The following is a 26360-nucleotide window of genomic DNA, read 5'->3' as shown; positions in this document are numbered from 1 at the left end:
ATAATTTTATTTCATTACTTTTGGGTTATAAGCAGCACAATAGGTTTTGTAAAACATTACAGTTGATTTTTCTGTTTAATTTAGCGATCATGAGTAAAAATACCGACCGGCATAAGTTTATCCTGCAAAAAGTTGATACCGATGGGTTTGTGAATGTGCAGGACCTGAGCAATCAGTTAAGTGTTTCGGAGGTTACTATCCGAAAGGACCTGAAACTTTTAGAAGATAAAAACCTGCTTTTTAGAACGCATGGTGGTGCAAGCAAAACAAACCCTTACGCTAATGACAGGCCGGTAGCCGAAAAGGAAAAGCTGAACGGTCCGGAAAAGAAAAAGATTGCCGCCGAAGCCGCTGTGAGGATCGATACTAATGATTCGGTTATTATAGCCTCGGGTACTACTATGCTTGCCCTTGCCCGTGCCATGCAGCCTAACAGGCATCTTACGGTAGTTACGGCTGCATTACCGGTAGCCCTTGAGCTTTTGCAGCACCCGCAGGTTGATATTGTTCAATTAGGCGGCCAAATGCGAAATACCTCATCATCGGTAACCGGTAATTACGCCGAACTGATGCTGGATGATATGCTATGCGGCGTGTTGTTTTTAGGAGTAGATGGCATCGATCCGGAAATAGGGCTCACCACAACCAATTTATCCGAAGCACGCCTTAACCAAAAAATGATCAATGCTGCTCAAACTACCATTGTACTGGCCGATAGTACTAAATTTGGCAAACGGGGATTAGCGAAGATCTGTTCGTTGGATCAGATCAATGAGATCATTACCGATAGTGGTATCAGTCCGGCAATGCTCAATATGCTGGAAGAAAAAGGGGTAAAGGTGACGGTTGTTTAGGAGTTTAAGCTTTGTTTGATAATGACAGCTCTTGAAAAGATAAAATAAAAAAATGTCATTGCGAGCGTAGCGCGGCAATCTCGTCGCCAATGCATGTCCGATCTGTATAGCTACGAGATTGCCACGTCGCCCCAGATGCTTTTGCCCATGCTGCTCCTCGCAATGACATGGGTTTTAGTTTAACAATAAAATCCTCAGTTGTTCTATTTCTTCCCCGCACTTTTCTCTGACGATGACCTTACTATCAACTGCGTATCCACCTTCTCGGTAGTAAATTCTTCAACAGGCCATTTGCTTTCAATGGTTTTGATCAGCATTTCGGTAGCCATTTGTCCTATCTGGAAAGCTGGCTGGCGTACTACAGTTAAAGGCGGGTCAAACAGATCAACCACATCCGAGTTGGTGAACCCTGCTATCGCGATATCTCCCGGAACTTTTAACCCCCATTTTTTTAATATCGACATACTGCTGATGGTAAGCCTGTCGCTGCCACTAAAAATAGCTTCCGGTTTATCATCCAGTGCCAGCAGTTCTTTCAGGGCAAACTCAACTTCATCCTGGATCATGCCGCCATGGTTACAGTGTTTCAGGTATTCGGGCCTGAATTCAATACCGTATTGATCAAGTGCCGCCTTGTAACCATCAAAACGCTCATGACTGATGAGCAGGTTATTTGAATTGGTAAGGTGGGCTATTTTGGTAAAGCCCGAGTTGATCAATGCTTCGGTACCATTAAATGCGCCCTGGAAATTATTGGCTATCACTTTGTGGGTATTCAGATCGGGGGCTGCCCTGTCAAAGAATACGATAGGGAAACCTTTATCAAGCAGGTATTTATATTGGGAGGTGTCTGTTGTTTGAGCTGCTAATGACACCAGTAAGCCATCTACATGCCTTGACAGTAAATGTTTTACATTGGCGCTTTCCCTGTCAAATGATTCGTGCGTTTGGGTGATGATAACATGATAACCGCGGTTATAAGCTATAGATTCAATACCGTTAATCGCTTGTGAAAAATAATCATTGGCTACCTCGCATACTACAACACCTATCGAATGACTTTTTTGCTCTTTAAGGCTTAAGGCTATCGGGTTGGGCCGGTAGTTTATCTTTTCGGCATACTCCAGGACAAGCTTTTTAGTTTCCGTACCTATTTCATAACTCCCGTTCAACGCCCTTGATACCGTTGATGTTGACACACCCAAAGCCTTGGCAATATCCTTAATAGTAACTGATTCAAACATAATTTAATCCGGCAGCAGGTTCTTAAATATCCAGGGAAAAATTGATATGGGCTAAGTTATTTTAAAAAATGAATATTTCAGCGTTTTTCAATTTTCAAACTGTGTAACTAATTTGTAATGGTTTCCATATTAGTCGGGACAATCTTACTTTAATCTAAGTGACATTGATTTTTAAAGTTGACGTAAAATTATTGTTATAATTACTACATTGTACCTGATTTCAATTGTAAAACGTTTTATCCCCTGGTTAAGCTATGTCTCACGAACAAATTGTTCATGACGATCATAATACTGCTGTTTGGCTTGCTTTTAAAGAAGGCAATTGGGATGCCTACACACAATTATATAACCAATATTTTAAGATCCTTAATAATTACGGGCATAAATTCACAAGGGATGTAAATGTAATTGAGGATGCTATCCACGACCTTTTTATCAGGCTGTGGACAAACAGGGCAGGGCTTGGCAACCCGGTTTCGGTAAAAAATTATCTCTTTAAATCTCTACGCAGCATTATTTTCCGCAAGCTGCAATCAAAATCGCGGTTTGTTGACCTGGAAGATGAAGCACAGCATAACTTCCCTTTCGAAATTTCATTTGATCAGCAGCTCATGGCCGATGAGGAAGAGCAGGAATTACAGAAAAAAATTAAGTTTCACGTAAAAGCCTTACCTGCACGGCAGCAGGAAATCATCTATCTGCGCTTTTATGAGGGTTTAGGCTACGATGAAATTGCTGATATTATGGAAATAAACATCAGTTCGGCCTATAAATTGATCTATAAAGCTTTTGATAACCTCCAGGATGTGCTCAAAACATCCAAATTAGCTATTGTTTTAGCCCTGTATTCATGCTTTTGCGTGAATAATTATTAAAAAAATAAATTTTTTTTCGATTTGTAGGGATAATTAGGGTAGGGTGCTGTCTATAAGGTTAAAATAACACCTTATAACCCATGCAGATTGCCAAATACAGTAATTATACCCTGCCTGACTTTTTAGAAGATGATGATTTTCTCCGTTTTGTGATTAACCCCTCACTTAACGATACCTTTTTTTGGCAGCAGGTTGTAGCCGCATACCCGCAACAGAAAGAAATAATAGCCGAAGCTTCAAAAATTATTACTGCATACCGTAAGCAGGATGTTTTTACCAACGAAGAAAATCAATCAAAAGTCTGGCTGCGGATTGAATCATCGCTGCAAAAAGGCGAGGTTAAGACAAAGATATTCACGTTAAACAGATTCCTTCGTGTTGCTGCGATGTTATTGCTGATATCATCTATAGGCATTGCTTTATGGCTGATAAAAGGCAGGCCAAATGAAATTGATACTACTTATGGCGAGCTGAGCACCGTCACCTTGCCCGATGGCTCAACCGTGGTGCTCAATGGTAACTCAAAATTAACTTACTCCAATAACTGGGACAAAAATTCAAGAGAGGTTTGGATAAGCGGAGAGGGACTGTTCAACGTAAAGCATATCAATAAAGACCCCAGCCATATTAAACCGTCTGAAAGATTTATAGTGCACTGCCCTGACATGGATATTGAGGTATTGGGAACAACCTTTAATGTTAGAAGCAGGCATAATAAAACCAATGTAGGTTTAGTGCAGGGAAAGATCAGGCTTGATTATGTTGACGCCGCATCGGGGAAACAATCGATTATTATGAAACCGGGCGATTATGTGCAACATGCTTATAAAAAAGCCCTTACCCGAATGATCCTTCCCGTTCCCGAAAAGATCACCAAATGGACAAAACATCAGCTTTTATTTAATGATGCCACACTGGCGCAGATCAGCGAGATCATGACCGATGACTATGGCTATCACGTTGATTTTTCGAGTCCCGATTTAGCCAACCTCAAAATAGAAGGAGAGATAAGCGTTCCCAATGTTGATGAGCTGATAGAAACTATCTCGACCACACTCCCTGTGAAAATTATCCGAACAGACAAAAATATCACCATAACAAAATTAAACCCCTAAACGAATAACTTATGAGAAAACTCGACTCATCCAATTTTTTAAGATGTTGCTGTTTCCTGATGGTATTGCTTGGCCGGTCGGCGTACGGCTACGCCCAAATGGCATTAACCAGTAACAACAGGATTCACGCAAAAAGCTACGTTTATACAGCTCCGCAGGCTGTTGAAAACAAAGTGCTGCTAAAAGATGCGCTGGATAACCTGAAAAAACAATTCAATGTTCAGATAGCTTACCAGGAAGGCTTGCTTGACAACAAATTTGTGCCAGCAAATTTGACCAGCAACATAAACCAGTTAACGCTTGATGATAATTTGAAGCAATTGTTGTCTGCCTTTCAGCTAACATATCGCAAGATAAATGATAACCAGATCTCGATTTTTACGGTAAAGGACCTTACCTCAACCAATGCAGCTGTTGCAGCAGTTACATTAACAGGTAAGGTTGTGGATGCCGGTGATGGTCAACCGGTTGTTGGAGCGTCAGTTTATCTAAAAATTGACAATAAGGTAGGTGCTATCACCGATATTATGGGCAGCTTTAAACTGGTAGTTCCTGATAAATATTCTGGCAGGCCATTAACCCTGGTGGTAGCCTATATAGGGTATAACCAGGAAGAAGTTGCAGTAAACGATCCCGCATCATCTTTGCAAATTAAACTGGCTCAAAACAACAAAGCCCTTAACGAAGTTGTGGTTACCGCCCTCGGTATCAGCAAGCAAAAGAAATCATTAGGCTATTCGGTTACCGAAGTTAAGGGTACAGAGTTTACCCAGGCCCGCGAAAATAACGTAGCTAATGCGCTTACCGGTAAAGTTGCCGGTGTTAACGCGGCCGGTTTATCAACCGGGCCCGGCGGTTCAAGCCGCGTGGTGATCAGGGGTAATGGTGGCCTTGCCGGTGATAACCAACCATTGTACGTGGTAAACGGTATGCCGATAGATAATAGCGTACCGGGTGGTGCTGCTACAGTTAACGGTATTACCAACAACGTTGACCGCGGTGATGGTATAGCAGCCATAAACCCCGACGATATTGAGTCAATAAGTGTACTTAAAGGCGGTACGGCGGCGGCGCTTTATGGTTCGCGGGCTGCGAATGGTGTAATTTTGATAACTACTAAAAAAGGCCGCATCCAAAAAGGGGTAGGGGTTGAATTTAACTCGACAGCTACCTATGATAATGTGGCTGTATTTCCCGACTACCAGTATGAGTACGGGCAGGGCGATGGCGGGGTAAAACCAACCACGCTGGCAGCCGCACAGGCAAGCGGAAGGCGTTCATGGGGCTCAAAAATTGATGGCTCAACTGATTATGTAGCTGTTGATGGAAAAACTCACCCTTATGTTGCACAGAAAAACAACCTCAAAAACTTTTATCAAACAGGCAGCACTTATACCAACAGCCTTGCATTTTTAGGCGGTAATGAAGCTTTTACCTACAGGTTTTCGGCTGCCGATCTGAACAGTAAAGGTATTTTGCCCGGTACTACTTATGATCGTAAAACCTTTAACCTTGCCCTGAACGGCAAACTGAGCGACAAGCTATCAATTGAAGCATTGGCCCAATATAATGTTGAAACCGGCCATAACCGTACTGGTGCAGGCGACGCCCTGGGTAATCCAAACTGGACCCCGCTTGAAGTAGCCAATACGGTTGATGTTCGCTGGCTTAAACCGGGTTATGACGCTTTGGGCAACGAGCAGATCTGGAACGATGCATCCATTGCGTCCAACGGGTATTTTGTGATCAATAAATATAAGGAAGATGACGTTAAGAACCGTTTTATCGGCCAGGGATCTGTTATTTACTCGCCTATAAAAGATCTTACTTTCAAGGCTACCATCAGCCGCGACTTTTTCAATTACAACTATACCAATATCCTGCCAACCGGTACATTGTATATTCCTAACGGCCAGTATGCAGGTATCAAGTCGGATGTGTCTGAAACCAACGAGCTCGCAACTGTTAATTACAAAACAAAGATCATCAGTGATTTAACTGTGAATGTTTTGGGCGGTGTAAACAGCCGTAAAAACACAACAAACCAGCTAACGTTTAGCGGTTCGCAATTTACCATTCCATATTTTTACAGCTTTACCAACCTTGCAGTTTCATCAACCACGCCATATAATGCTAAGGTAGTAACCAATTCGGTTTTTGGTTCGGCCGATTTTGATTATAAGAGCCTGGTGTTCCTGTCATTCACCGGCAGGAAGGATTGGTTTTCAACGCTTAGCCCAAAAAGTAACAGTATCTTTTATCCAAGCATAGGCGGCAGCTTTATCCTTTCGGATGCGGTTAAACTCCCTGAGTTTTTTAACCTTGCCAAACTGCGCGGTTCATGGGCGCAGGTAGGCGGCGGCGCGCCGGACCCTTACGTTATTAACCTTACCTACAGTAACGTACCAAGCGCCGGGCAGCCACTGCAAAACGTAACTACTAATAACATTACCAACAGCAATCTTAAACCATATACTTCAACAACCTTTGAAGGCGGTTTTGAATTGCAGATGCTCAGGAACCGCTTAGGTTTGGATGTTACGCTGTATGATCGTAAAACAACCAACGATATTGTAAATACAGCTATATCTTCAACATCAGGCTACAATAATGTGATCCTGAATGTTGGTGAGGTAAGCAACAGGGGTATCGAGGTATTGTTGAATGGTACACCTGTAAAAACAGGCAACTTTACCTGGACCGCGAGCTATAACGTAGCCTACAACGATAACAAGGTAGTTAAACTGGCTCCCGGGCTTAACACCATTCAGCTGGCAACTTCTGTAGGTAACTGGGGTATTTTAGATAATATTGAAGGTAAGCCCTTTGGTATGTTGGTTGGTACCCGTATGCAAAAGGATGCTCAGGGCAATGTAGTGTTCAATGCCACCACCGGTTTACCGGTACAAACCCCGTTGCAGCAGCTGGGTAAAAGCGTTGCCCCGCTTACCATGGGTTTAACCAACGAATTCAGGTATAAAAGGTTTTCGTTAAACTTCCTGATTGATGGCAAGTTTGGGAACAAGGTGTTTTCGGTTATGGAAGTGTATGCTACCCGTTTGGGCTTGATGAAATCAACATTGCCCGGCCGTGAAAACGGATTGGTGTTAACAGGTGTTGATCAAACAGGCGCACCTTACACCCGTACGGTACCTGTAAGTGGCTTAAGGTCATACTATGATAATTACAAAACGTATTCCGACCTGTTTTTGCACGATGGCAGCTTTGTTAAACTTCGCCAGGTTATCCTGTCGTATGCGCTTCCAACAAGCCTTTTAAACAAAGTTAAGATCCAGTCGGCCAGCATCTCCTTCGTGGCCCGGAACCTTTGGACTATCTATAAACAGACAGACAATTTTGATCCGGAGCAAAGCTTTACCAATAGTAATGCGCAGGGCTTTGAGTCTATCGGCTTGCCGCGTACCCGTTCACTTGGTGTAAACCTGGCTGTTAAGTTTTAACACTTTTAAATTGAATACGATGAAAAGACATTTAACTAAATATATTTATTGTTCCCTGGTAATGCTCGGCATTATCGCTATACAATCATGTACCAAAAACTTTGATACGCTTAACGTGAACCCCGATGCATCGTCAAAAGCGGTACCGCAGTACATTTTCACCAAAGCTCAGTACGATGGTACTGCCCGCATGCTTGACCTGTTATTAGGTACTATGCAGTATACTACCAGCTTTAATGATGTGGCCGGTTTCGGATCAAAGTATGTGTTGAGCCAAAGCCCGCAGTCGGCAGCCGCTTTTACTAATGCCTATCCAAATGAGATCAACGAATTGGTGGAGGTTTTAAAGGCAGTTGGCACCGATGCTTCGCAGGTGAACCTGCAGGCCGAAGCAAGGATTTGGAAAGTGTATTGCTTTAGCAGGCTTACCGACCTTTATGGGGACATCCCTTATTCGCAGGCGGCGCAAGGTTATAACCAGGCGATATACAAACCCGCCTATGATGCTCAAAAAGACATCTATGCCGATTTATTGAAGGAGCTTGACCAGGCAGCCCAAAGTCTTGACGCTGCCAAAACAACCTTTGGCTCGGCAGATTTAATTTACGGCGGCAATACTGTAAAATGGAAAAAGTTTGCCTACTCACTCATGCTCAGGTGTGCCATGCGCATGACCAAAGTCGATATTGCACAAGCACAAACCTGGGCTGCAAAAGCCATAGCAGGTGGTGTTATTTTAGATGATGCAGATGTTGCCAAAGTAGCTTACGTTGGTGCAGGACAGGATATCAACAAAAACCCTTTGGCGCTTGATCTTTATAACAACGATTATATTGCAGGTAACGGTAGTACCAATACCGAAGGTGGCAAGTACCAGGATGTGTTTATCAATTACCTGAAAGCCAATAAAGATCCGCGTTTAGCTGTGGTATCTGTGGTATGGAACGGCGGCGTGGCTGATACCACCTCGGCTATCCAAAAAGGCATGTCGGCGGGACTGAATGCCAAGCCTGCCGATTTTGTGACCTATTCGGAACCAAATCCTAAAACCATATTGCTGTTAAACTCTCCGCGATTGGTTTTTACAGCTGCCGAAAGCTATTTTCTGTTATCTGAAGCTGCTGCAAGGGGCTGGTATACTGCTGCCACTGCCGAATTATTATATCAGAACGGTATAGCCGCATCAATGCGCCAGTGGAGCATTATAGCTGGTAGCGCAGGCACCATAACAACGGCGCAGATCAACTCGTATATCAGCGCGCACCCTTTTAACACAGGTGGCACGTTAGATCAAAAGATGGCGCAGATCTACACCCAGTTTTGGGTTGGTGTATTTCCTGATGCGCAGGAAGTTTTTGCAAGCTACAGGCGTACCGGTTACCCTGTACTTGTACCTAATAATTATGTGGGCAATGCTACCGGCGGTAAAATCTTCAGGCGGATGTTGTACCCGGTTGCTGAGCAAAACCTTAACGCTGCATCATACGCTGCTGCCATTGCACGGCAAGGTTCGGATGACTTTTTAACCAGGATCTGGTGGGATAAACAATAGTGTTAAAGTTGATTAGTTGATGTTGTTTTGGGGAGGGCGTGGGGCCCTCCCCGATTTTTTTACTTTTGTTTTAATGTATAAGAAATATCTTTTTTTCCTGCTGCTGTTTTGTGGTATTCAAAACGTATCGGCACAAAATGATTTGGTTAAGGATGATAATGCAAGTAATTATAACCAGAATAAGCCCGAACGCGAACTATGGCTTAAAAACACCGGTTTAGGTTTGTTTATCCATTTTAGTATGGATAGCCAGCTGGGTGTAGTGATCAGCCATTCATTGGTTGGGGCAAGTGACGATTATGTGAACAGGTATTTTAATGAGCTGCCTAAAACCTTTGATCCCTCCAAATTTGATCCGCATCAAATAGCAACGCTGGCTAAGCTGGCGGGGATGAAATATATCGTATTTACCACCAAACACCATTCGGGTTTTTGTATGTGGGATACCAAAACCACCGATTTTAATATCACTCACACGCCTTACAAAAAAGACCTGTTAAAGGAGTTTGTTGATGCTACGCGCGAAGCCGGGTTGCAGGTCGGTTTCTATTTTTCGCCCGAGGATTTTAACTTTCTTCGTGATCATCACATCGCCATCAGTCGTACTGATGTTAAGATGGATGCCCAAACCCGGCACGAATATGACGAGTACACCCGGAAACAATGCGAAGAGTTGATGACCAATTATGGAAAAATCGACGTACTTTTTATCGACGGTGATCCCAAAGAAGTAGTTAAGCAAACCTGCTGGAAATTACAACCCGACTTGCTGATAACCCGCGGCGCTATTAAAACACCCGAACAGATCATGCCGGGCGCCATGATCAATGAGCCATGGCTCTCCTGTATCACCATGGGTACAGCCTGGGGCTATCAGCCAACTAACGAGCGCTATAAATCGGGCAGCCAGTTAATAGGTTTATTGATAGAGGCAAGGGCAAAAGGCGGGTCGCTGTTGCTGAACGTTGGCCCGAAGCCAGATGGCGCATTACCCATCGAACAGGAGGAAAGGTTGCGCGAAATGTCGGCCTGGTATTTTGTTAACCGTGAATGTATTGACAGTGTACGAAGCTGGGTGATAAGTAAAGAAGGCGATACCTGGTTTACCGCTAAAAACGGGCATACGCTTTATGCTATAGTAACTAATGCTGCCGACTGGAAGGAGGGGACCCGCAAAACTTTTCTTGTCCGTTCGGCCATTGCCACAGATAATACTAAAGTGAGTGTCTTGGGGCAGAACAGCAGGATCATCGAATATAAAACCGATGATGTAAGTTGCCGATACAAACAAACCGATAAGGGGCTTGAAGTATCAGTTGTAAAGGCCCAACGCATTTATGACGATCACCGCTGGCCTAACCCGGTAGTGATCAAACTGGAAAATGTTAACCCTGTTTTTAAAGAAGCTGCCATCGTTGAAACAGGAGCAGGTTCAAAGGTAAAAACCGGCGCGGTTTTAAAAGGAAAAATCCTGAACTACAAAAGTATTTCGGCAAAACGAGCGAGGTTTGATTATCGCCCTTATCACGGGCAGGTTGAAACTTTATATGCAGGAAAGTGGACAGCCGGCACCTGGGTAAATATTAAAGGTGATGGCACTTTTGAAGCAGTATTGCCTTTAAAAGCCGATTACGAATATAAAGCAGTGGTTGAGCAGGCTAATGTTGAAATTGAAGGAGAGAATAAACTGTTTAAGCCGTAATATTTTCCCCTTAAGGTAAGGTTTAACAAACCTATTGGCTGTTTAGCAGTTAATAAGATATGTCAAAGAAGAAAACCATGCCAAACGAACCAGATGAAATACCGGTAAATCCTGAGCGGCCGGAGATCAGGCAGCCTACTGATCCGGGAGAGCCGGAAGTGCCCGAAGAGGCACCTGAAAATATCCCGGATGAAATTCCTGATACTGAACCCGACCAGCCTGAGGTTGACCCGGATGAGTTTCAAAAATAAAGGGATTTTATATTATTTATTGTCATTGCAATCAGGAGTTTGCAATGGATGGCAGCGCTTTTTGTATTTTACAACATGCATGATATAACCTAAACTGCTTAAATTGCATCATGAAAATAGCTACGTATAACGTAAATGGAATAAACGGGCGCCTCCCGGTTTTGCTCCGCTGGTTAAAAGAAACAGCCCCTGATGTTGCCTGCTTGCAGGAGCTTAAGGCACCGCAGGAAAACTTTCCGGAGCAGGCCATTCTTGATGCCGGTTATAAAGCCATTTGGCACGGACAAAAAAGCTGGAACGGCGTTGCCATATTGGCTAAAGACAGGGAAATTACAGAGGTTTGCCGGGCGCTTCCCGGCGACCCTACAGATGAGCATAGCCGCTATATTGAAGCGCTTGTTGAAGGTATTACCATTGGCTGCCTTTACCTGCCTAACGGTAATCCGGCCCCGGGACCCAAATTTGACTATAAATTAGGCTGGTTTGAACGCCTTAAAATTCACGCAGCCGGTTTGCTTGCTGCCGATAAACCGGTTGTGTTAACCGGCGATTATAACGTAATGCCTACCGAACTTGATGCTTATAAACCAGAACGATGGGTAAACGACGCACTCTTCCGTCCCGAAACCCGTGAAGCATTTAAAACACTGGTAGACCAGGGCTGGACTGACGCTATCCGCAAACTTTACCCTACCGAAGTGATCTATACTTTTTTTGATTATTTCCGCGATGCCTATGGCCGTAATGCCGGTTTGCGCATCGACCATTTTTTACTAAGCCCCCATTTGGAAAAACGACTTATTGCTGCCGGCGTAAACAGGGATGTACGCGGCTGGGAAAAAACAAGTGATCATGCGCCGGTTTGGATTGAGTTGAAAGATTGATATTGAATCGGTAAAGGTTTGTCATCTGAACGATAGTAAAGAATCTTCTTCGATATGAAGAGCCGCTATACAGGGCGAAGAAGATGCTTCGTTCCTACCGATGACATGATAAATAAAAATGTTCCCGTCAGCAGGTAAGCTTCGGGTGAAAGCGGGCAGAACAATGGTGGTCTTGAGCGCAGGAAGGGGCATAGCAAGTTTTTGCAGAAGCATTGGGAAAGTGTGAGCGCAGCAGGGCAAAATAATTGCAGCCCGTGGTTCTGTTCGTTTTGCAGGGCAAAGGCCCGTGCGGCAAAGAAGCCTATCTGCTGACTTGAGTTTTTGGATACTTTTGTGTCAAGACAAAAGTATCTGGCCCCGCGCGGCCAAGAGCACGACGATGTAAGTCCATAGAAAAAAGCTCGTTACCTGCCTGTCGGGGATTGCTTCGTGCCTCGCAATGACGGCGTGGAGATGTCATTTCACCTTCAGAGTCCAACGGATTTGAACACTCAGCATGGCATTCGTTTTTAACAAACTACCTCCTCATAGCAATGTTTTCATGCACCCATTTAACCTCTTCCTCCGGCGTTACTTTATCTATGGTACTGCTTACCCGGCTAAATGTAGCCGAGGGAAAATCATAAGGTTTGCTATCATCAAAGAACGGGCCTACAACGCCCAGTATCCATACGTATTCGGCAGCCCAATGAGGTGGATTTACCCGGTACTTAAATACTTCGTAGTGTATAAAATTGCCTCGCCTGTCAAAATCAATGGTAACACGTTTAATATATTCTATTTCATTGGGACAGGCATCCAGTTCGGTAGGGAACTCCAGCCATTGAGCCAGTGAGCTTTCGGCTCCTTTAATGAGTGTATGGTATTCTTCGGGGAACAGGTTAAGTTCTCCCATTTCTTTTAAATACAAAAAGGTATCATAGCGGGTAAGCAGGTTTTGGGCAAAGGGCAATACATCTTCGGTTGTTAGGCCGGCGGCGGTTTCTGCTTTTTGATAAAGTGGTAAAATCCGGGCAGATCGCTCCAGCTCCAGTTTCTGCTTTTTCTTTTTAACATCAAACAGCCTGAACGCCGCAAATGCTATAATGAAAACAATAAGGGTAATGACAATAAGGGTAGTTATATCCATAACGATATGAATATAGGATTTTGTGTGGACGTGTTATGAAATTTAGTTTGTAATTAATGGAAAATCTATACTTAAGGTTTTTACTGTTTAGGCACATTTAATGGTATAAACAGTAAAATATTTAGTTGCCAATGCGACCTCATTTCAATTTTTTAATAATTATTATATAAATTCTATAGAATTAGTAGTATTTATCAAATCTTTTTTTACATTTGCCTCAGAAAATTAATCACAATAATTAAATCACTTAAAAGCACCCCACCATGCAACCCGAACTTTTACCTGAATACGGCCTTGCTAATTATCAGTTAACTGCTGCTGCTTTTACTTCTTGTTGTTATTCTTGTTGCTGCTGTTAAGGCTGCATTACAAGGGTTGATCCCTTCTCTATGATTGTGTGCTGGTCGCACAGTATTCCAAATTTTAAAATAACTAAATTCTTTAACGGGCATCGCTGCTTTGTGCGGATTGCTATGTGATGCCTGTATTGTTAATCATTTAATAAGTTCATTATGACCATTAACGACGTTTCCCTGCTTGGGAAAAAGATATTGGTAGGTGTTATAGTAACCCTTATACCTTTTATCATCATTGTCGGCGGGCTTTGGCTTGGCCGTAAGCTATTGGAAAGAAAGCCCGCAACCAAAACGGCACAAATTGTTCAACCTCAAAAAAATAGCCCATCATGAAACTGGAGCAATCAACTAAAATACAGATCATCAAAAACGCGTCGCTGAGTCTGTTGCTGTACATACTGCCTATAGCCCTTATGTTTGCCACTTTTGCCATTACCGGCGAGCGTCCCTGGGAAAAGAAACAGCATCAACAGAAACAGCAAACCACAGTAAAAACTAAAACTTCAAATACACAAGACAATGATTGAACAGATAAAACAAATAATAGATAACCTTAACGGCTACGGTTTTTCCGTTTTGGTACTTGTATTAGGCGTACTCGAATTTTCATTCGGCCTGTATAAAAAGCGCTGGAATAAAAACGAAAAATGGGTGGATATTGCCTGTTTTACTATTCCTAAACTAATTGTAAAGCCACTTGTGGCCTATTACAGTCTGTTGGTATTACCTGCGATACTGCCCGGATTTAAAAACGTTTTTAATTGGGTACCTTTCTTTTGGGGATGTGCTATCATAGCAGTAGCTGACGATCTGACCCAATACTGGTATCACCGCCTGCACCATCAGGTGCCGTGGTTATGGCGTTTTCACCGTACGCACCACTCGGCATCGTATATGGGCATGGCTATGGCCAGCAGACAAAATATCATTTACACCATTTTCTTTTCACAAACGTATTTAACGGCAGCATTGGTTTACCTGGGCTTGGGGATCCCGGCGTTGGTTGTTAAAGGTATTAAAGGCACCATCACCACCCTGGCGCATTCAAGCATCCCGTGGGATAAACCTTTTTATCAGTATAAAATATTACACCCATTGGCCTGGGTATTGGAACGTACCATATCAACCCCGGCAACGCACCATGCGCACCACGCCGCCACTACCGATGATGGCGTAGGTTACTACAAAGGCAACTTTGGTAATATGTTCTTTTGGTGGGATATCATTTTCGGTACGGCACACATTTCGCGCCAGTATCCTAAAGCTTACGGTATATCACATTACGAAGGCGACCAATGGTACGCGCAGCTGGCCTGGCCATTATTTAAATCAAAAGTGCCCGGAAGTGAGCTTGCTGCCGATGGCCCCATAGTTAGGGATGATGTGCCTTTGCAGCCCTACCAGCTATACCGGCCTGAGGCTGCTGCAGAGCCTGAAACTGAACAGGTTGATACAGCTTTTCAATTACAACCTGTTAAAGCGTAATGAACAAGATTGTACTTATACTTTTTAGTGCCTTATGGCTTGTTTCATGCAAACAACCGGCGAAACCAGTGGCGAGTATTGCGGTAGCCACGGTTCCCGGTACTAAAAAGAAGGTTTGCTGCGAATCAAATATCCCCAACAGGTTTAAAACAGCAGGGCTAAGCGGTGCGGCGCTTGCCCTGCCCGATACCGGTAATACCCATACCAGCCATGCGGAGATGGTATGGGTACCGGCCGGGACTTTCAGGATGGGGGCTGATAATCAGCAGGCCGAGCCTGATGAATACCCCAAACACGATGTAACTGTTGATGGCTTCTGGATAGATAGAACGGAAGTAACCAACGCCCAGTTTGAAAAATTTGTAAAAGCCACAGGTTATATCACCACAGCCGAGCGCAAACCCGACTGGAACGAGCTTAAAAAACAAATGCCCCCGGGCACCGAAAAGCCTGCCGATAGTTTACTGGTACCGGCTTCACTGGTGTTTGTACCGGCTGATCATCCTGTTAATTTGAATGATTATGCCCAATGGTGGACCTGGAAAACCGGTGCTAACTGGAAACACCCGCATGGGCCTGGCAGCGACATTAAAGGCAAAGGGAATTATCCGGTAGTGCAGGTTTCATGGTTCGATGCTGTGGCTTACAGTAAATGGGCAGGCAAACGTTTGCCAACAGAAGCCGAATGGGAGCGTGCGGCAAGGGGAGGCCTGGAAGATAAAGTATACCCCTGGGGTAACGAAAAAGTGAGCGAAGGGCAACCCAAGGCAAATACCTGGGAGGGGAGTTTTCCTTATAAAAACACCCGGCGCGACCGTTATTATTACTTAGCCCCGGTTAGTTCATTTGCACCCAATGGTTACGGTTTGTATGATATGGCCGGTAACGTATGGGAATGGTGTGCCGATTTGTACAATAACAACTATTACAAAACGGTAAACAATCCGGCAGGGGTTAAAAACCCAAAGGGCGCTTCAAAATCATATGATCCGGATGAGCCTTATGCCATAAAGCGGGTGGTGCGCGGAGGATCTTTTTTGTGTAACGACAGCTATTGCTCCGGTTATCGCGTATCGCGGAGGATGAAAACTACCGAAGACAGCGGGATGGAACACCTCGGTTTCCGCTGTGTGAGTAACTAAAATAATACCCCGAATTAAATAATTGATCTGCCCGGTATTAACAGGCATAACCAGAAAGGAACATGAAAAAATAAACAATTACATAAGCAAATAAGGGAAAAGCAAAGCTTTTCCCCCGGTCATTAAAACAACGAAACAGGGATCGATTGGCGTTGAGCCTGTTTCAATGGTGTCATTTTAACTATTCAAATCTATGCAAAATATTGCAAAGGCAGGAAAGGGCTATGCGTTGCCTTTTGCCCGGCCGGCAGCATCTTTTACGCTGCAAATTATAGAGGATGCTTTTCATCCACAGCAATTATACAGGCCCTTTAATGCGGTTACTGATCAGTCGTCCGGTTTTTCATCTTTTAAAAACCTGTCGACATGAAAAAACTTTTATTAATCCCATTCCTGCTGCTTATCGGGTTTCCGCTGTTAACCATCGCACAGCAAACCCAGCCTACAATCAATTCACATTTGGTTGGCCGTGTAATTGACAGCGCAACCCGCGAGCCGCTGCCCGGCGCGGTGGTTAAAATAGAAGGCACCACTCACGTGGTATCTACCGATATTGAAGGTAAATTCAGCTTTATTACCGGTCAAAAGTTTCCCTATAAACTCATTATAACTTTTACAGGTTATGAAAAGAGGGAGTTTATTGCCGATGGCAGCCCGGTTGAAATTAAACTTAAAGATGCCCAGACCCAGTTAAACCAGGTAGTTGTGGTAGGTTACGGTACCCAAAAACGTAAGGACATTACCGGTTCGGTAGCATCCGTACCTGCATTAGCTTTAAAGCAACCCGTTCCCTCGCTCGACAGGGCTTTGCAGGGCTCAGTTTCTGGCATCCAGGTTACACAGGCTACCGGGCAGCCGGGTGCAGGCGTTACCGTACAGGTGCGCGGTGTAAACTCCATTAATGCCGTTGCCGAACCATTGTACGTAATTGATGGATTCCCAACCTCAAACAGCAATTCGTTAACTGATGCAGGCGTAACCAACGGACCCAAGATCAACCCGCTGGCATCCATCAATACTTCAGATATTGAAAGTATCGAGGTGTTGAAAGATGCCTCGGCCACAGCTATTTACGGAACACGTGGTGCAAACGGTGTTATCATCATCACCACTAAAAAAGGTAAGGCGGGAGTGTCATCTATCAATTATGATGGCAGTTATGGCAAACAGGAGGTGATCAAAACCTTATCCCTGCTTAATACCCCGCAATGGGAGTCCCTGCGTAACGATGCATTGGTAAACAGCGGTAAAACCGCCCAGACCGAAGCCCAGCTCAATCCCTACAATGTCAATACCGACTGGCAGGATGCAGCCTTCCGCAAGGGGACTTCTCAAAATCACAGCCTTTCCATCTTTTCAGGTACCGAACGTACGAGGCTTGCCTTTTCGGGCAACTATTTTAAACAGGACGGGATCCTGCAAAACACCAATTTTGAGCGCTATGCGGGCCGTGTGAATGTGGAGCATGATTATAACGATAAGTTCAAGATCTCGTCATACATCACCGGCAGCCGTACTACAGCGCAGATAGCCCCGGCTGGTGTTGTACCTGCTATTTTGCTGATGACACCGACTACGCCGGTGTACAATGCTGACGGCTCGTTCTTCATCAAAAATATATTTGAGGGCACTTACGGTAACCCGATCAATACATTATATAACCAAACAAACACAACTACAACCAGTCGTATTTTAGGCAATATTGCAGGCGATTACAAGATCACCGAAAACCTTACCGCACGGGTATTGGCCGGTATCGACATCATCGACAATAAACAAAACCGCTACCTGCCTTCTACTGTTTACGAAGGTTCGGGTTATTCAGGTCTTGGCGAGGTCGGTACAATCAACTCCTTTAACTGGCTCAATGAAAATACGCTTACTTACAATAAAAAGTTTGGTAAACACTCATTGAATGTACTGGCCGGTTTTACCCAACAGCAGTTCAAGGCCGAAGGCTCCATCAACGGCGCATCGGGTTTTGTGAGCGATTATGATACTTTCAATAACCTGGGCTCGGGCAGCGTAACCAATGTTTCGGGAAGCGGTTTTGCCATAGCGCCGTCTACATCATCAAACATCTGGGCACTGAAATCATACCTCGGTCGTATTAATTATGGTTTTAATAGCAAATACCTGTTAACCCTAACCCTGCGTGCCGATGGTTCATCCAAATTTGCTCCCGGTCATCAATGGGCATCATTCCCTTCTGCAGCCGTGGCCTGGAATGCATCAAGCGAGGATTTTCTAAAAAATGTAACGGCTATCAGCCAGTTAAAGTTACGTTTCAGTGCGGGCCAAACCGGTAACAGCGATATCCCGGCGTATCAATCCTATTCGCAACTGGGTTATTACCGCTATAATTTTGGTAACGCCACAGTTGCAGGCTTTGCGCCGAACAGCCTGTACAACCCTAATTTAACCTGGGAAAAGACCAGTCAGTATGATTTCGGTTTTGATTTGGGTTTATTTAAAGACAGGGTCAGCATAACTGCCGATGTCTATTACAAAAAAACAACCAACCTGCTGCTTTACCTGCCGCTGCCGGCTACAAGCGGTTTAACTATCATTACCAATACAGCCATCACCAATCCTCAGCAGTATGAAAACGTAGGTTCGGTGCAAAACAAAGGTTTCGAGATCGGTATAAACTCCCGCAACCTCACCGGCGGCTTTGTATGGAATACTAATTTAGTATTCGCAGTTAACCGGAATAAAGTATTAAGCCTTGGAGGTAACGGCGTTAACCAGTTTATTCCCGATTCGTCACTGCCATCTATCATTAAAGTTGGTGAACCCATCGGTTCATTCATCGGTTACAAAACCAACGGTTTGATCCAGCAGGGCGGTCCGGTGCTTACCCCGGCAGCCAATACACAACCCGGTGGTCAAAACTACCAGGATATCAATGGCGATGGTAAAATAACACAGGCTGCCGACAGGGTGATCCTTGGTAATTCGCAGCCTAAATTCACGGGCGGTATTACCAATACTTTTTCTTATAAAGGTGTTGATCTGAGCGTGTTTTTACAGGGATCATATGGCAATAAAATCTACAACCAGCAGCGCAATGTATTGGAGTTAGGTACAGGTTATACCAACGCCACATCCACTTTGCTTAACCGCTGGACACCGACAAATACCAACACCGATGTACACAGTGCGTTTCAGGACCCGGCGCCAACCATATCCGACAGGTTTGTTGAAAATGGCTCGTACCTGCGCCTTAAAAGCCTCAGTTTAGGTTATACATTCCCGCAATCGGTGCTTTCCAAATCGCCGATCAAGAAGATCAGGATCTACGCCAACGCGCAAAACCTGGCTACCTGGACTAAGTACACCGGCTACGATCCGGAGGTGAGCAGCAACGAACAATCGGCCATTACATCGGGAGTTGATAACGGGGCATATCCTAACAACAAATCATTTATTGTGGGTATAGGGATCACCCTGTAGCCGATAACCTTTGATTTTTTTTAACATGAAAACTAAAAATATTAAATACCTGGTTTTACTGATAGCTTTTGGCGCGGCATCATGCGCCAAGCTCAATGAAGACCCGCGCTCATTTATCCCTGCGAGCCAGTTTTATAAAACCCAGGCCGATGCCGTGGCGGCAGTTACAGCAACTTATTCGCTGCTTAACGCCGGTGCAAACAGTATCCAAACGCCATATAACACACTTTTTAACACCGGTATGAATTTTATGGCCGATGATGAAGGCCCCGGCCCGGGAGCTACCAATGCCGATGTACGCTCACAGGCGGTGCTTGGACATTCGGCCTCAGGGCTGCGCATCCTGCAGATCTGGCAGCAGCATTACGCGGCTATCAAAAAGGCCAATATCGCTATTGATACCATCCCCGATATAAAATTTGATGCCACGCTCAACAAAAGGCTTGTCGCCGAAGCTAAGTTTTTAAGGGCACTTTACTACTTCAATTTGGTGCGTTTGTATGGCGATGTGCCATTGGTGCTGCATGATCAAACATCCATTAACCTGTCTGATCTGCAGGTTCCGAGAACAGCTGCGGCCACTGTTTACGCCCAGATAGAAACCGACCTGACCAACGCGGCAGTCGACTTACCGAATAACTATACCGGTGCCGATGTTGGCAGGGCTACTGCAGGTGCAGCTAACGCATTGCTGGCCAAAGTTTATTTAACCGAGCGTAAATGGGATAAAGCCGTAACACAGGCTGAAATCGTGATTAACGGCCCGTATGGATACGATCTGTTTGCCAACTATGCTGATGTATTTTTACCCGCGACAGAAAATGGAAAAGAGCATATTTTTTCGGCGCAGTTTAAAGCAAACTCGCAGGGGCAGGGCAATAATCAGGCACCGCGATCAATACTGAACGGGATCCCCGGCATGGTGGGTAGTTATGCCGACCAGGTAGTATTTTACTCCGTGCCCGATGCCACCAAACCAAACGGCGTAGATAAATTTTTCAGCATTTACAAGCTATATCCGGCCAATGATAAACGGAAACGGGTGAGTTTTGTAACCCGCTTTCAAAGTCCAACAACCAACCTATGGTATGGCAAGCTGAATGACGCGACAATCGCTAACGATTCTATCCCTTTCTTTAATAAATACTTCGATCCAAGCGTGGCCGCCAACGAAGCCGAATCTGGGGCTAACGTGTCTATCATCCGTTTTTCGGATGTGCTGCTGATTCATGCCGAGGCCGAGAATGAACTGAACGGCCCAACAGCCAAAGCCTACGCATCCATTAATCGGGTAAGGAAGCGTGCCGGGCTCGATGACCTTGCCGGGCTTGACCAAGCTGCTTTCCGTAATGCGGTTTATTTGGAGCGGAGACTGGAATTTGTATTTGAGTACCAGCGTTGGTTTGATCTCATCCGCGAGCGCGATGCTGCAGGTAATGGCATATTGGAGGCCAGTTTGCTCAAAGTGGGTAAAACAAATGTGAGCAAGGGGGCAAAGGGCAAATTCTACCTGTTCCCGATACCGCAGCAGGAGATAGATAATAGTAATGGTAAGCTTACTCAAAATCCTGGCTGGCAATAGCAGGTAGCATAATTTACTCACCCGGTCTACGCTACGCTGGACCACCCTCTCTCCGGCAAGCCGCAAAGAGGGTAGGGAAAATGAAAATAAAGTAAAGCCTGCAAGTTCAAGCGTCCACGCTTGAATTATCCGAAGCAAGAGCGTCCACGCTCCCGGTTTCTAACAAGCGTGGACACTTGAACTTGCAAAAGGGTAAATAAAATAAAAAACAAAAAATCCCCTCTTTACGCGCAGCGTAGAGAGGGGTGACAAGCGAAGCGAAGTCGGGGTGAGTAAATATGCAAGTGATTTAAAAGCGATAACCAATGAAAAAAATAACAATGTTCTTACTCATCCTGGCCGCCCTTACCGGCCGGGCATCAGCACAAAATGCGCCTATCGAGAACGGTTCACACGGCATAGACCCGCGGGTAAGTGCTGCCATTTTCCAGGTACTTGACGAATATATGGCAACTTTTAATGCCAAAGACCTTAAGGGATGGGAGGATACCTACCAGTTTCCTCATTACCGGCTGGCAGGCGGCAAAATGTCGGTATTGGAAAAGGCCGGTCTGCGCGATTCGGCCAAAGTATTCGGTGAGCTGCAAAAAGCAGGGTGGGACCACAGTCAGTGGGATCATAGAAATATCGTACAGGCATCGGCTGATAAAGTGCACGTGGATACCCGCTTTTCGCGCTTCCGGGCCGATGGCAGTTTGATAGGGCACTATGAATCATTATACATATTAACCAAAGAAAACGGCCGCTGGGGTGTGAAATTCCGCTCCAGCTATGCCGAATAAACTACATACAGATGAAAACAAAAAAAATAACATTGTTCCTGTCGCTTGGCTTGCTCGCCGCATTCACAGCCAAAGCACAAAACGGACAAGCACCGGTATTTGGCGGCACGGTGGGTAAAACGCTTGATGATTCAAAGGAGTGGTGGCCTGAGCCTCATAAAGCGCCCGCCGGTGCGCCAAACGTATTATGGATTATTTTAGATGATGTGGGCTTTGGTGCTACCAGCACCTTTGGCGGCATCATCAAAACCCCCAATTTTGATACGCTGGCCAACAATGGCCTGCGCTATACCAATTTTCACACGGCGGGTATCTGCGCACCAACGCGTTCGGCTTTATTAACCGGGCGTAACCATCATTATGTTCATGAAGGCGGGTTCTCGCATGTTACCATGTCGGCCGGTTTCCCGGGCTATGACGGGCGCATCCCTTCGGATAAAGGTACTGTTGCTGAGATCCTGCGGGAGAATGGCTACAACACCTTCGCAGTAGGCAAATACGGCCTTACGCCTGATGAGGATGCTACTGATGCAGGGCCGTTTGACCGCTGGCCTACAGGTAAGGGCTTTGATCACTTCTTCGGGTTCTTAGGCTCGGCTACGGATCAGTACAAGCCTGATCTGGTAGAGGATAACGCCCATGTAACACCCGATGGCCGTCACCTTACCGATCAGATCACCGATAAGGCAATATTCTATTTAACCCGCCAGCATAAGGTTGCACCTGATAAGCCATTCTTTTTATACTATGCACCGGGCGCGACCCACTCGCCCCACCAGGTAGCTACCGAATGGAGCGATCTGTACAAAGGCCAGTTTGACAGCGGTTGGGACGATTTCAGGGAGAAGGTTATCGCAAGGCAAAAACAGCTGGGCATTATCCCGGCCTACGCCAAACTGCCCGAGCGTAATTCACGCATCCCGGCCTGGAAATCATTGCCCGATGCAGAGAAGAAGCTGTACGCCCGTTTCATGGAAGTTTATGCCGGATATTTGACTTATACCGATCATGAAGTAGGCAGATTGATAAATCACCTGAAACAAAGTGGTCAGTTGGATAATACCCTGGTGTTTGTGATCATTGGTGATAATGGTGCCAGTAAAGAAGGCACGGTTCACGGTGTTATCAACCCTAAAAAGAACTCTGCTAAACTGGCTACTGAAGAGGCTTATCTGAAAACCAATATCGAAGATATTACTGATATCGGCACACCACAGGCAAGCACCAACTACCCGCTGGGCTGGGCACAGGCAGCCAATACACCATTTAAATACTGGAAGCAGGATGCCAATTCGGAAGGTGGTACACGGAACCCGCTCATTGTTTATTATCCTAAAGGGATTAAAGACAAAGGTACCATCCGCACCCAATATGGGCATGTGATTGATGTATTGCCAACTACACTTGAATACACTGGTATTAAACTACCCGAATACATCAGGGGTATTAAGCAGGATACTTTGCAGGGTACTTCACTGGTGTATTCGTTTGATCATCCTGAGGCTAAATCAAAACACGTTTTGCAGCACTATTATATTTTTGGTTCAAGATCAATTTATAGCGATGGCTGGAAAGCCGAAGCCGCACACCATCCGGATAACGTAGAACTGGGCGATTTTAAAGTTGGACAAAATGTGCCCGATAAGAGTTTTGATGACGACATTTGGGAATTATACAACCTGAATGAGGATTTCAACGAGCGGATTGACCTCGCCAAAAAATATCCTGAAAAGTTAAAGGAATTGAAAGCTGTTTTTGAAGCGCAGGCTCAAAAGAACAATCTGTATCCATTTATCGACTGGTATGATGTTTTTCACCAGCGCATCCACAAAAACTATAAAAAGTAAATTTTAAAATTGATACGATCATGAAATACGCTTATCAACGAATTATTACCTTATCGGCAATAGCCGTAGCGTTCAGCGCGCCTGCCTTTGCGCAATTGCCGCAGGTAAAGGTAACACCTGCAAACATAGCGCCTATTGATCCTGCCACTTACAAAGGTGTGGAAGGCAAAACCCTTGCCGAATCAAAAGAGTGGTGGAACAAACCACTCAAAGCGCCAAAAGGCGCACCAAACATCGTTTGGATTTTGCTGGATGATGTAGGCTTCGGTGCATCTGGTACTTTTGGAGGATTAATCAGTACACCAAATTTCGATACACTGGCTAATAATGGCTTACGGTATACAAATTTCCACACGGCCGGGATCTGCGCACCTACACGCTCGTCGCTGCTTACAGGGCGCAACCATCATTATGTACACATGGGTAACTTTGCCCATGCTTCAACCGCTGCCGGTTTTCCCGGCTATGATGGGCGGATCCCACCGGATAAGGGTACCATTGCCGAAGCTTTACGTGCTAATGGCTACAGCACTTTTGCCGTTGGCAAATGGGGTGTAACGCCTGATGAGGATACCACTGCTGTTGGGCCCTTTGACCGCTGGCCTACCGGTAAAGGTTTTGACCACCACTTTGGTTTTTTGGAGTCGGCTACGGATCAGTATAACCCACCGCATTTGGTGGAGGATAATTTTCATATCAAACCCGATGGCCGTAACCTGAATGAGCAGATCACCGATAAAGCCATCGCTTACATCGATGCCGCACATAAGGCGGCACCCGATCAGCCTTTCTTTTTATACTATGCACCCGGCGCAACCCACGCCCCACACCAGGTAAGCCACGAATGGAGCGACCTGTACAAAGGCAAGTTTGATGAAGGATGGGACGTATACCGTGAAAAAGTATTTGAAAACCAGAAAAAGGCCGGTTATATCCCTGCTTACGCAAAATTGCCCGAGCGTAATGAGCGCATCCAGGCCTGGAACAGTCTCCCTGCCGATCAAAGGAAACTCTACTCACGCTTTATGGAAGTTTATGCCGGTTACCTGACTTACATCGACCACCAGGTGGGTCGTGTGATCAGCTACCTGAAAGCTTCGGGCCAGTTTGATAATACATTGGTTTTTGTGATGATAGGCGATAACGGCGCCAGTAAAGAAGGAACTGTACATGGTACGATCAATCCTAAAAACTCAGCCCTAACCACACCGGAGGCTGATTATATTAAAAAGAACGAAAGCGATTACGAAACCATCGGTACACCCGAAGCTTCAACCAATTATCCTTTAGGCTGGGCACAGGCGGCCAATACGCCATTTAAATACTGGAAATCGGACGCTGATGCCGAAGGCGGTACACATAACCCGCTTATTGTTTATTATCCAAAACTGATCACCGAAAAAGGCGGCATCCGTACCCAGTACGGTCACGTTTCGGATATTTTTCCAACTACTATTGAGGCTGCAGGTTTAAAACTACCGGAGTATGTTAAAGGGATTAAACAGGATACTTTGCAGGGTAAATCACTCTTCAGCTCATTTAATAACGCTCAGGCAAAATCATTGCATACACAGCAATACTATTACATTTTTACTTCGCGATCTATTTACAAAGATGGCTGGAAAGCTGAGGCTGCGCACCGTCCGGATAATGTTGACTTGCTGAACTTCCCGAAAGAGAAGACCATTCCGGAGCGTAATTACGATAAGGATGTGTGGAAGTTGTATAACCTGAACGAGGATTTTAACGAACGTGTTGACCTCGCCAAAAAATATCCTGAAAAATTAAAAGAACTGAAAGACCTGTTTGATGCGGAAGCTAAAAAGAACCACATCTACCCATTTATTGACAGGGACGATATCAACAACAAAAGGATCCATAACCTCGAAAACAATAATTAACTATGAAAAACTTAAAAATTGTATTACTGGCCCTGCTGGTAGTTTTCACCGGCGTGGTAAAAGCCCAATCACCTGCTTTATTATCGATAGAAGCCTTTGCCGCTAAATTAAAACAGGCAAAGGAACCACAGATTTTAGATGCCCGTTCGGCCGAGGAATTTGTGCAGAATCATATTAAAGATGCCGTAAACGTTGACGCCAAAGCAACCGATTATCAGCAAAAGCTGGATGGTTTGGACAAGAATAAACCAACTTTCGTTTATTCGATAGCTAATGGCCGCAGTACGGTGCTTTCGCGCGAGTTACGTGCTAAAGGTTTTACAAATGTAGAGGAACTGCCCGGCGGTTTAGCCAACTGGATAGGTTCGGGGTATCCGATTATTTCTACCACAAAAAAAGGAGTTTCCTTGTCAAAAGCCCAGTTTAATGAACTGGCTGCTTCATCGCCTTTGGTATTAGTTGATTTTGGGTCGAGGTATTGTGGGGCCTGCAAAAAGCTGGTGCCGGTGCTTGATTCATTGAAAGCCAATAGCGCCTTTGCGCCCAAAGTGATCAGCATTGAGGTTTATGACAATACCAATTTGGCCAAAGAGTTAAAGGTGAACGTGCTGCCAACATTGGTGCTGTATAAAAACGGCAAAGAGATTTGGAAAAAGCAGGGCTTTTCATCAACCGCACAAGTTGAGGCTGTTGCTGAACAGGCCAAAACCGGCCTGGCTGCAAGTGGTAAATAAAACACAGC

21 protein-coding genes are annotated in these 26360 nt (G+C 45.0%); 19 read left to right on the top strand and 2 right to left on the bottom strand.

Annotated elements, in window-relative coordinates:
* The first annotated feature begins 89 nt into the window (after window positions 1-89).
* Complete coding sequence (locus ACFFGT_RS08065; RefSeq protein ID WP_377022005.1) at window positions 90-854, top strand: DeoR/GlpR family DNA-binding transcription regulator; 765 nt, start codon at window positions 90-92, stop codon at window positions 852-854.
* 203 nt (window positions 855-1057) lie between these two features.
* Here the strand turns inward: ACFFGT_RS08065 and ACFFGT_RS08060 are convergent, their stop codons facing one another.
* The gene (locus ACFFGT_RS08060; RefSeq protein ID WP_377022004.1) at window positions 1058-2098 is read right to left on the bottom strand and encodes a LacI family DNA-binding transcriptional regulator; all 1041 of its coding nucleotides are present in this window, start codon (window positions 2096-2098) and stop codon (window positions 1058-1060) included.
* Between the two features lie 254 nt (window positions 2099-2352).
* On the opposite strand from ACFFGT_RS08060, the gene ACFFGT_RS08055 reads away from it, so the two are divergent.
* The 7 genes from ACFFGT_RS08055 to xth all read left to right on the top strand — a co-directional run bounded on the left by ACFFGT_RS08055 (window position 2353) and on the right by xth (window position 11938).
* A complete protein-coding gene (locus tag ACFFGT_RS08055) occupies window positions 2353-2973 on the top strand; it encodes an RNA polymerase sigma factor (RefSeq protein WP_377022003.1) in 621 nt (206 codons plus the stop codon).
* Between the two features lie 80 nt (window positions 2974-3053).
* Window positions 3054-4088, top strand: a complete 1035-nt coding sequence (locus ACFFGT_RS08050) for a FecR family protein (RefSeq protein WP_377022002.1) — start codon at window positions 3054-3056, stop codon at window positions 4086-4088.
* Between the two features lie 11 nt (window positions 4089-4099).
* Entirely contained in the window at window positions 4100-7549 is a 3450-nt protein-coding gene (locus tag ACFFGT_RS08045; protein WP_377022001.1) for a SusC/RagA family TonB-linked outer membrane protein, read from the top strand.
* Window positions 7550-7568: 19 nt separating this feature from the next.
* Window positions 7569-9101 carry a SusD/RagB family nutrient-binding outer membrane lipoprotein gene (locus ACFFGT_RS08040; protein ID WP_377022000.1) on the top strand — a complete coding sequence of 511 codons (1533 nt, stop codon included), beginning with the start codon at window positions 7569-7571 and terminating at the stop codon, window positions 9099-9101.
* Between the two features lie 73 nt (window positions 9102-9174).
* Window positions 9175-10803, top strand: coding sequence for an alpha-L-fucosidase (locus tag ACFFGT_RS08035; RefSeq protein WP_377021999.1), 1629 nt, complete (start codon window positions 9175-9177; stop codon window positions 10801-10803).
* 59 nt (window positions 10804-10862) lie between these two features.
* On the top strand, window positions 10863-11054 hold the full coding sequence (locus ACFFGT_RS08030; protein WP_377021998.1) for a hypothetical protein: 192 nt from the start codon (window positions 10863-10865) through the stop codon (window positions 11052-11054).
* A 110-nt stretch (window positions 11055-11164) separates the two neighbouring features.
* Complete coding sequence (gene xth, locus ACFFGT_RS08025; protein WP_377021997.1) at window positions 11165-11938, top strand: exodeoxyribonuclease III; 774 nt, start codon at window positions 11165-11167, stop codon at window positions 11936-11938.
* 517 nt (window positions 11939-12455) lie between these two features.
* Here xth and ACFFGT_RS08020 read toward each other — a convergent pair.
* Entirely contained in the window at window positions 12456-13067 is a 612-nt protein-coding gene (locus ACFFGT_RS08020) for a hypothetical protein (RefSeq protein ID WP_377021996.1), read from the bottom strand.
* A 512-nt stretch (window positions 13068-13579) separates the two neighbouring features.
* On the opposite strand from ACFFGT_RS08020, the gene ACFFGT_RS08015 reads away from it, so the two are divergent.
* From ACFFGT_RS08015 to ACFFGT_RS07965, 11 genes are all read left to right on the top strand, one after another.
* Entirely contained in the window at window positions 13580-13756 is a 177-nt protein-coding gene (locus ACFFGT_RS08015; RefSeq protein ID WP_377021995.1) for a hypothetical protein, read from the top strand.
* Window positions 13753-13950, top strand: coding sequence for a hypothetical protein (locus tag ACFFGT_RS08010; RefSeq protein WP_377021994.1), 198 nt, complete (start codon window positions 13753-13755; stop codon window positions 13948-13950). The genes ACFFGT_RS08015 and ACFFGT_RS08010 overlap by 4 nt, the downstream gene beginning before the upstream one ends.
* On the top strand, window positions 13943-14908 hold the full coding sequence (locus ACFFGT_RS08005; RefSeq protein WP_377021993.1) for a sterol desaturase family protein: 966 nt from the start codon (window positions 13943-13945) through the stop codon (window positions 14906-14908). Before ACFFGT_RS08010 ends, ACFFGT_RS08005 begins: the two co-directional genes overlap by 8 nt.
* Window positions 14908-16050: a formylglycine-generating enzyme family protein gene (locus ACFFGT_RS08000; protein WP_377021992.1), complete on the top strand. Its 1143-nt coding sequence runs from the start codon at window positions 14908-14910 to the stop codon at window positions 16048-16050. The genes ACFFGT_RS08005 and ACFFGT_RS08000 overlap by 1 nt, the downstream gene beginning before the upstream one ends.
* 193 nt (window positions 16051-16243) lie before the next feature.
* Window positions 16244-16420: a hypothetical protein gene (locus ACFFGT_RS07995; RefSeq protein ID WP_377021991.1), complete on the top strand. Its 177-nt coding sequence runs from the start codon at window positions 16244-16246 to the stop codon at window positions 16418-16420.
* A complete protein-coding gene (locus ACFFGT_RS07990) occupies window positions 16417-19506 on the top strand; it encodes a SusC/RagA family TonB-linked outer membrane protein (RefSeq protein ID WP_377021990.1) in 3090 nt (1029 codons plus the stop codon). The genes ACFFGT_RS07995 and ACFFGT_RS07990 overlap by 4 nt, the downstream gene beginning before the upstream one ends.
* A 25-nt stretch (window positions 19507-19531) precedes the next feature.
* Window positions 19532-21088, top strand: a complete 1557-nt coding sequence (locus ACFFGT_RS07985; protein ID WP_377021989.1) for a RagB/SusD family nutrient uptake outer membrane protein — start codon at window positions 19532-19534, stop codon at window positions 21086-21088.
* 305 nt (window positions 21089-21393) lie between these two features.
* Window positions 21394-21870, top strand: coding sequence for a DUF6841 family protein (locus tag ACFFGT_RS07980; protein ID WP_377021988.1), 477 nt, complete (start codon window positions 21394-21396; stop codon window positions 21868-21870).
* An 11-nt stretch (window positions 21871-21881) separates the two neighbouring features.
* On the top strand, window positions 21882-23717 hold the full coding sequence (locus tag ACFFGT_RS07975; RefSeq protein WP_377021987.1) for an arylsulfatase: 1836 nt from the start codon (window positions 21882-21884) through the stop codon (window positions 23715-23717).
* Window positions 23718-23737: 20 nt separating this feature from the next.
* On the top strand, window positions 23738-25618 hold the full coding sequence (locus ACFFGT_RS07970; RefSeq protein ID WP_377021986.1) for an arylsulfatase: 1881 nt from the start codon (window positions 23738-23740) through the stop codon (window positions 25616-25618).
* 2 nt (window positions 25619-25620) lie between these two features.
* A complete protein-coding gene (locus tag ACFFGT_RS07965; RefSeq protein ID WP_377021985.1) occupies window positions 25621-26352 on the top strand; it encodes a thioredoxin domain-containing protein in 732 nt (243 codons plus the stop codon).
* Window positions 26353-26360: the final 8 nt, after the last annotated feature.

The sequence above is a fragment of the Mucilaginibacter angelicae genome (assembly GCF_042434235.1).
In the GTDB taxonomy this organism is placed as follows: Bacteria; Bacteroidota; Bacteroidia; order Sphingobacteriales; family Sphingobacteriaceae; genus Mucilaginibacter; species Mucilaginibacter angelicae.
This window is presented reverse-complemented; position numbering and strand designations above follow the sequence as displayed.

Coding starts and splice junctions, on each gene's coding strand:
- ACFFGT_RS08065 (WP_377022005.1), top strand. CDS start 90: ATGAGTAAAAATACCGACCGGCATAAGTTTATCCTGCAAAAAGTTGAT.
- ACFFGT_RS08060 (WP_377022004.1), bottom strand. CDS start 2,098: ATGTTTGAATCAGTTACTATTAAGGATATTGCCAAGGCTTTGGGTGTG.
- ACFFGT_RS08055 (WP_377022003.1), top strand. CDS start 2,353: ATGTCTCACGAACAAATTGTTCATGACGATCATAATACTGCTGTTTGG.
- ACFFGT_RS08050 (WP_377022002.1), top strand. CDS start 3,054: ATGCAGATTGCCAAATACAGTAATTATACCCTGCCTGACTTTTTAGAA.
- ACFFGT_RS08045 (WP_377022001.1), top strand. CDS start 4,100: ATGAGAAAACTCGACTCATCCAATTTTTTAAGATGTTGCTGTTTCCTG.
- ACFFGT_RS08040 (WP_377022000.1), top strand. CDS start 7,569: ATGAAAAGACATTTAACTAAATATATTTATTGTTCCCTGGTAATGCTC.
- ACFFGT_RS08035 (WP_377021999.1), top strand. CDS start 9,175: ATGTATAAGAAATATCTTTTTTTCCTGCTGCTGTTTTGTGGTATTCAA.
- ACFFGT_RS08030 (WP_377021998.1), top strand. CDS start 10,863: ATGTCAAAGAAGAAAACCATGCCAAACGAACCAGATGAAATACCGGTA.
- xth (WP_377021997.1), top strand. CDS start 11,165: ATGAAAATAGCTACGTATAACGTAAATGGAATAAACGGGCGCCTCCCG.
- ACFFGT_RS08020 (WP_377021996.1), bottom strand. CDS start 13,067: ATGGATATAACTACCCTTATTGTCATTACCCTTATTGTTTTCATTATA.
- ACFFGT_RS08015 (WP_377021995.1), top strand. CDS start 13,580: ATGACCATTAACGACGTTTCCCTGCTTGGGAAAAAGATATTGGTAGGT.
- ACFFGT_RS08010 (WP_377021994.1), top strand. CDS start 13,753: ATGAAACTGGAGCAATCAACTAAAATACAGATCATCAAAAACGCGTCG.
- ACFFGT_RS08005 (WP_377021993.1), top strand. CDS start 13,943: ATGATTGAACAGATAAAACAAATAATAGATAACCTTAACGGCTACGGT.
- ACFFGT_RS08000 (WP_377021992.1), top strand. CDS start 14,908: ATGAACAAGATTGTACTTATACTTTTTAGTGCCTTATGGCTTGTTTCA.
- ACFFGT_RS07995 (WP_377021991.1), top strand. CDS start 16,244: ATGCAAAATATTGCAAAGGCAGGAAAGGGCTATGCGTTGCCTTTTGCC.
- ACFFGT_RS07990 (WP_377021990.1), top strand. CDS start 16,417: ATGAAAAAACTTTTATTAATCCCATTCCTGCTGCTTATCGGGTTTCCG.
- ACFFGT_RS07985 (WP_377021989.1), top strand. CDS start 19,532: ATGAAAACTAAAAATATTAAATACCTGGTTTTACTGATAGCTTTTGGC.
- ACFFGT_RS07980 (WP_377021988.1), top strand. CDS start 21,394: ATGAAAAAAATAACAATGTTCTTACTCATCCTGGCCGCCCTTACCGGC.
- ACFFGT_RS07975 (WP_377021987.1), top strand. CDS start 21,882: ATGAAAACAAAAAAAATAACATTGTTCCTGTCGCTTGGCTTGCTCGCC.
- ACFFGT_RS07970 (WP_377021986.1), top strand. CDS start 23,738: ATGAAATACGCTTATCAACGAATTATTACCTTATCGGCAATAGCCGTA.
- ACFFGT_RS07965 (WP_377021985.1), top strand. CDS start 25,621: ATGAAAAACTTAAAAATTGTATTACTGGCCCTGCTGGTAGTTTTCACC.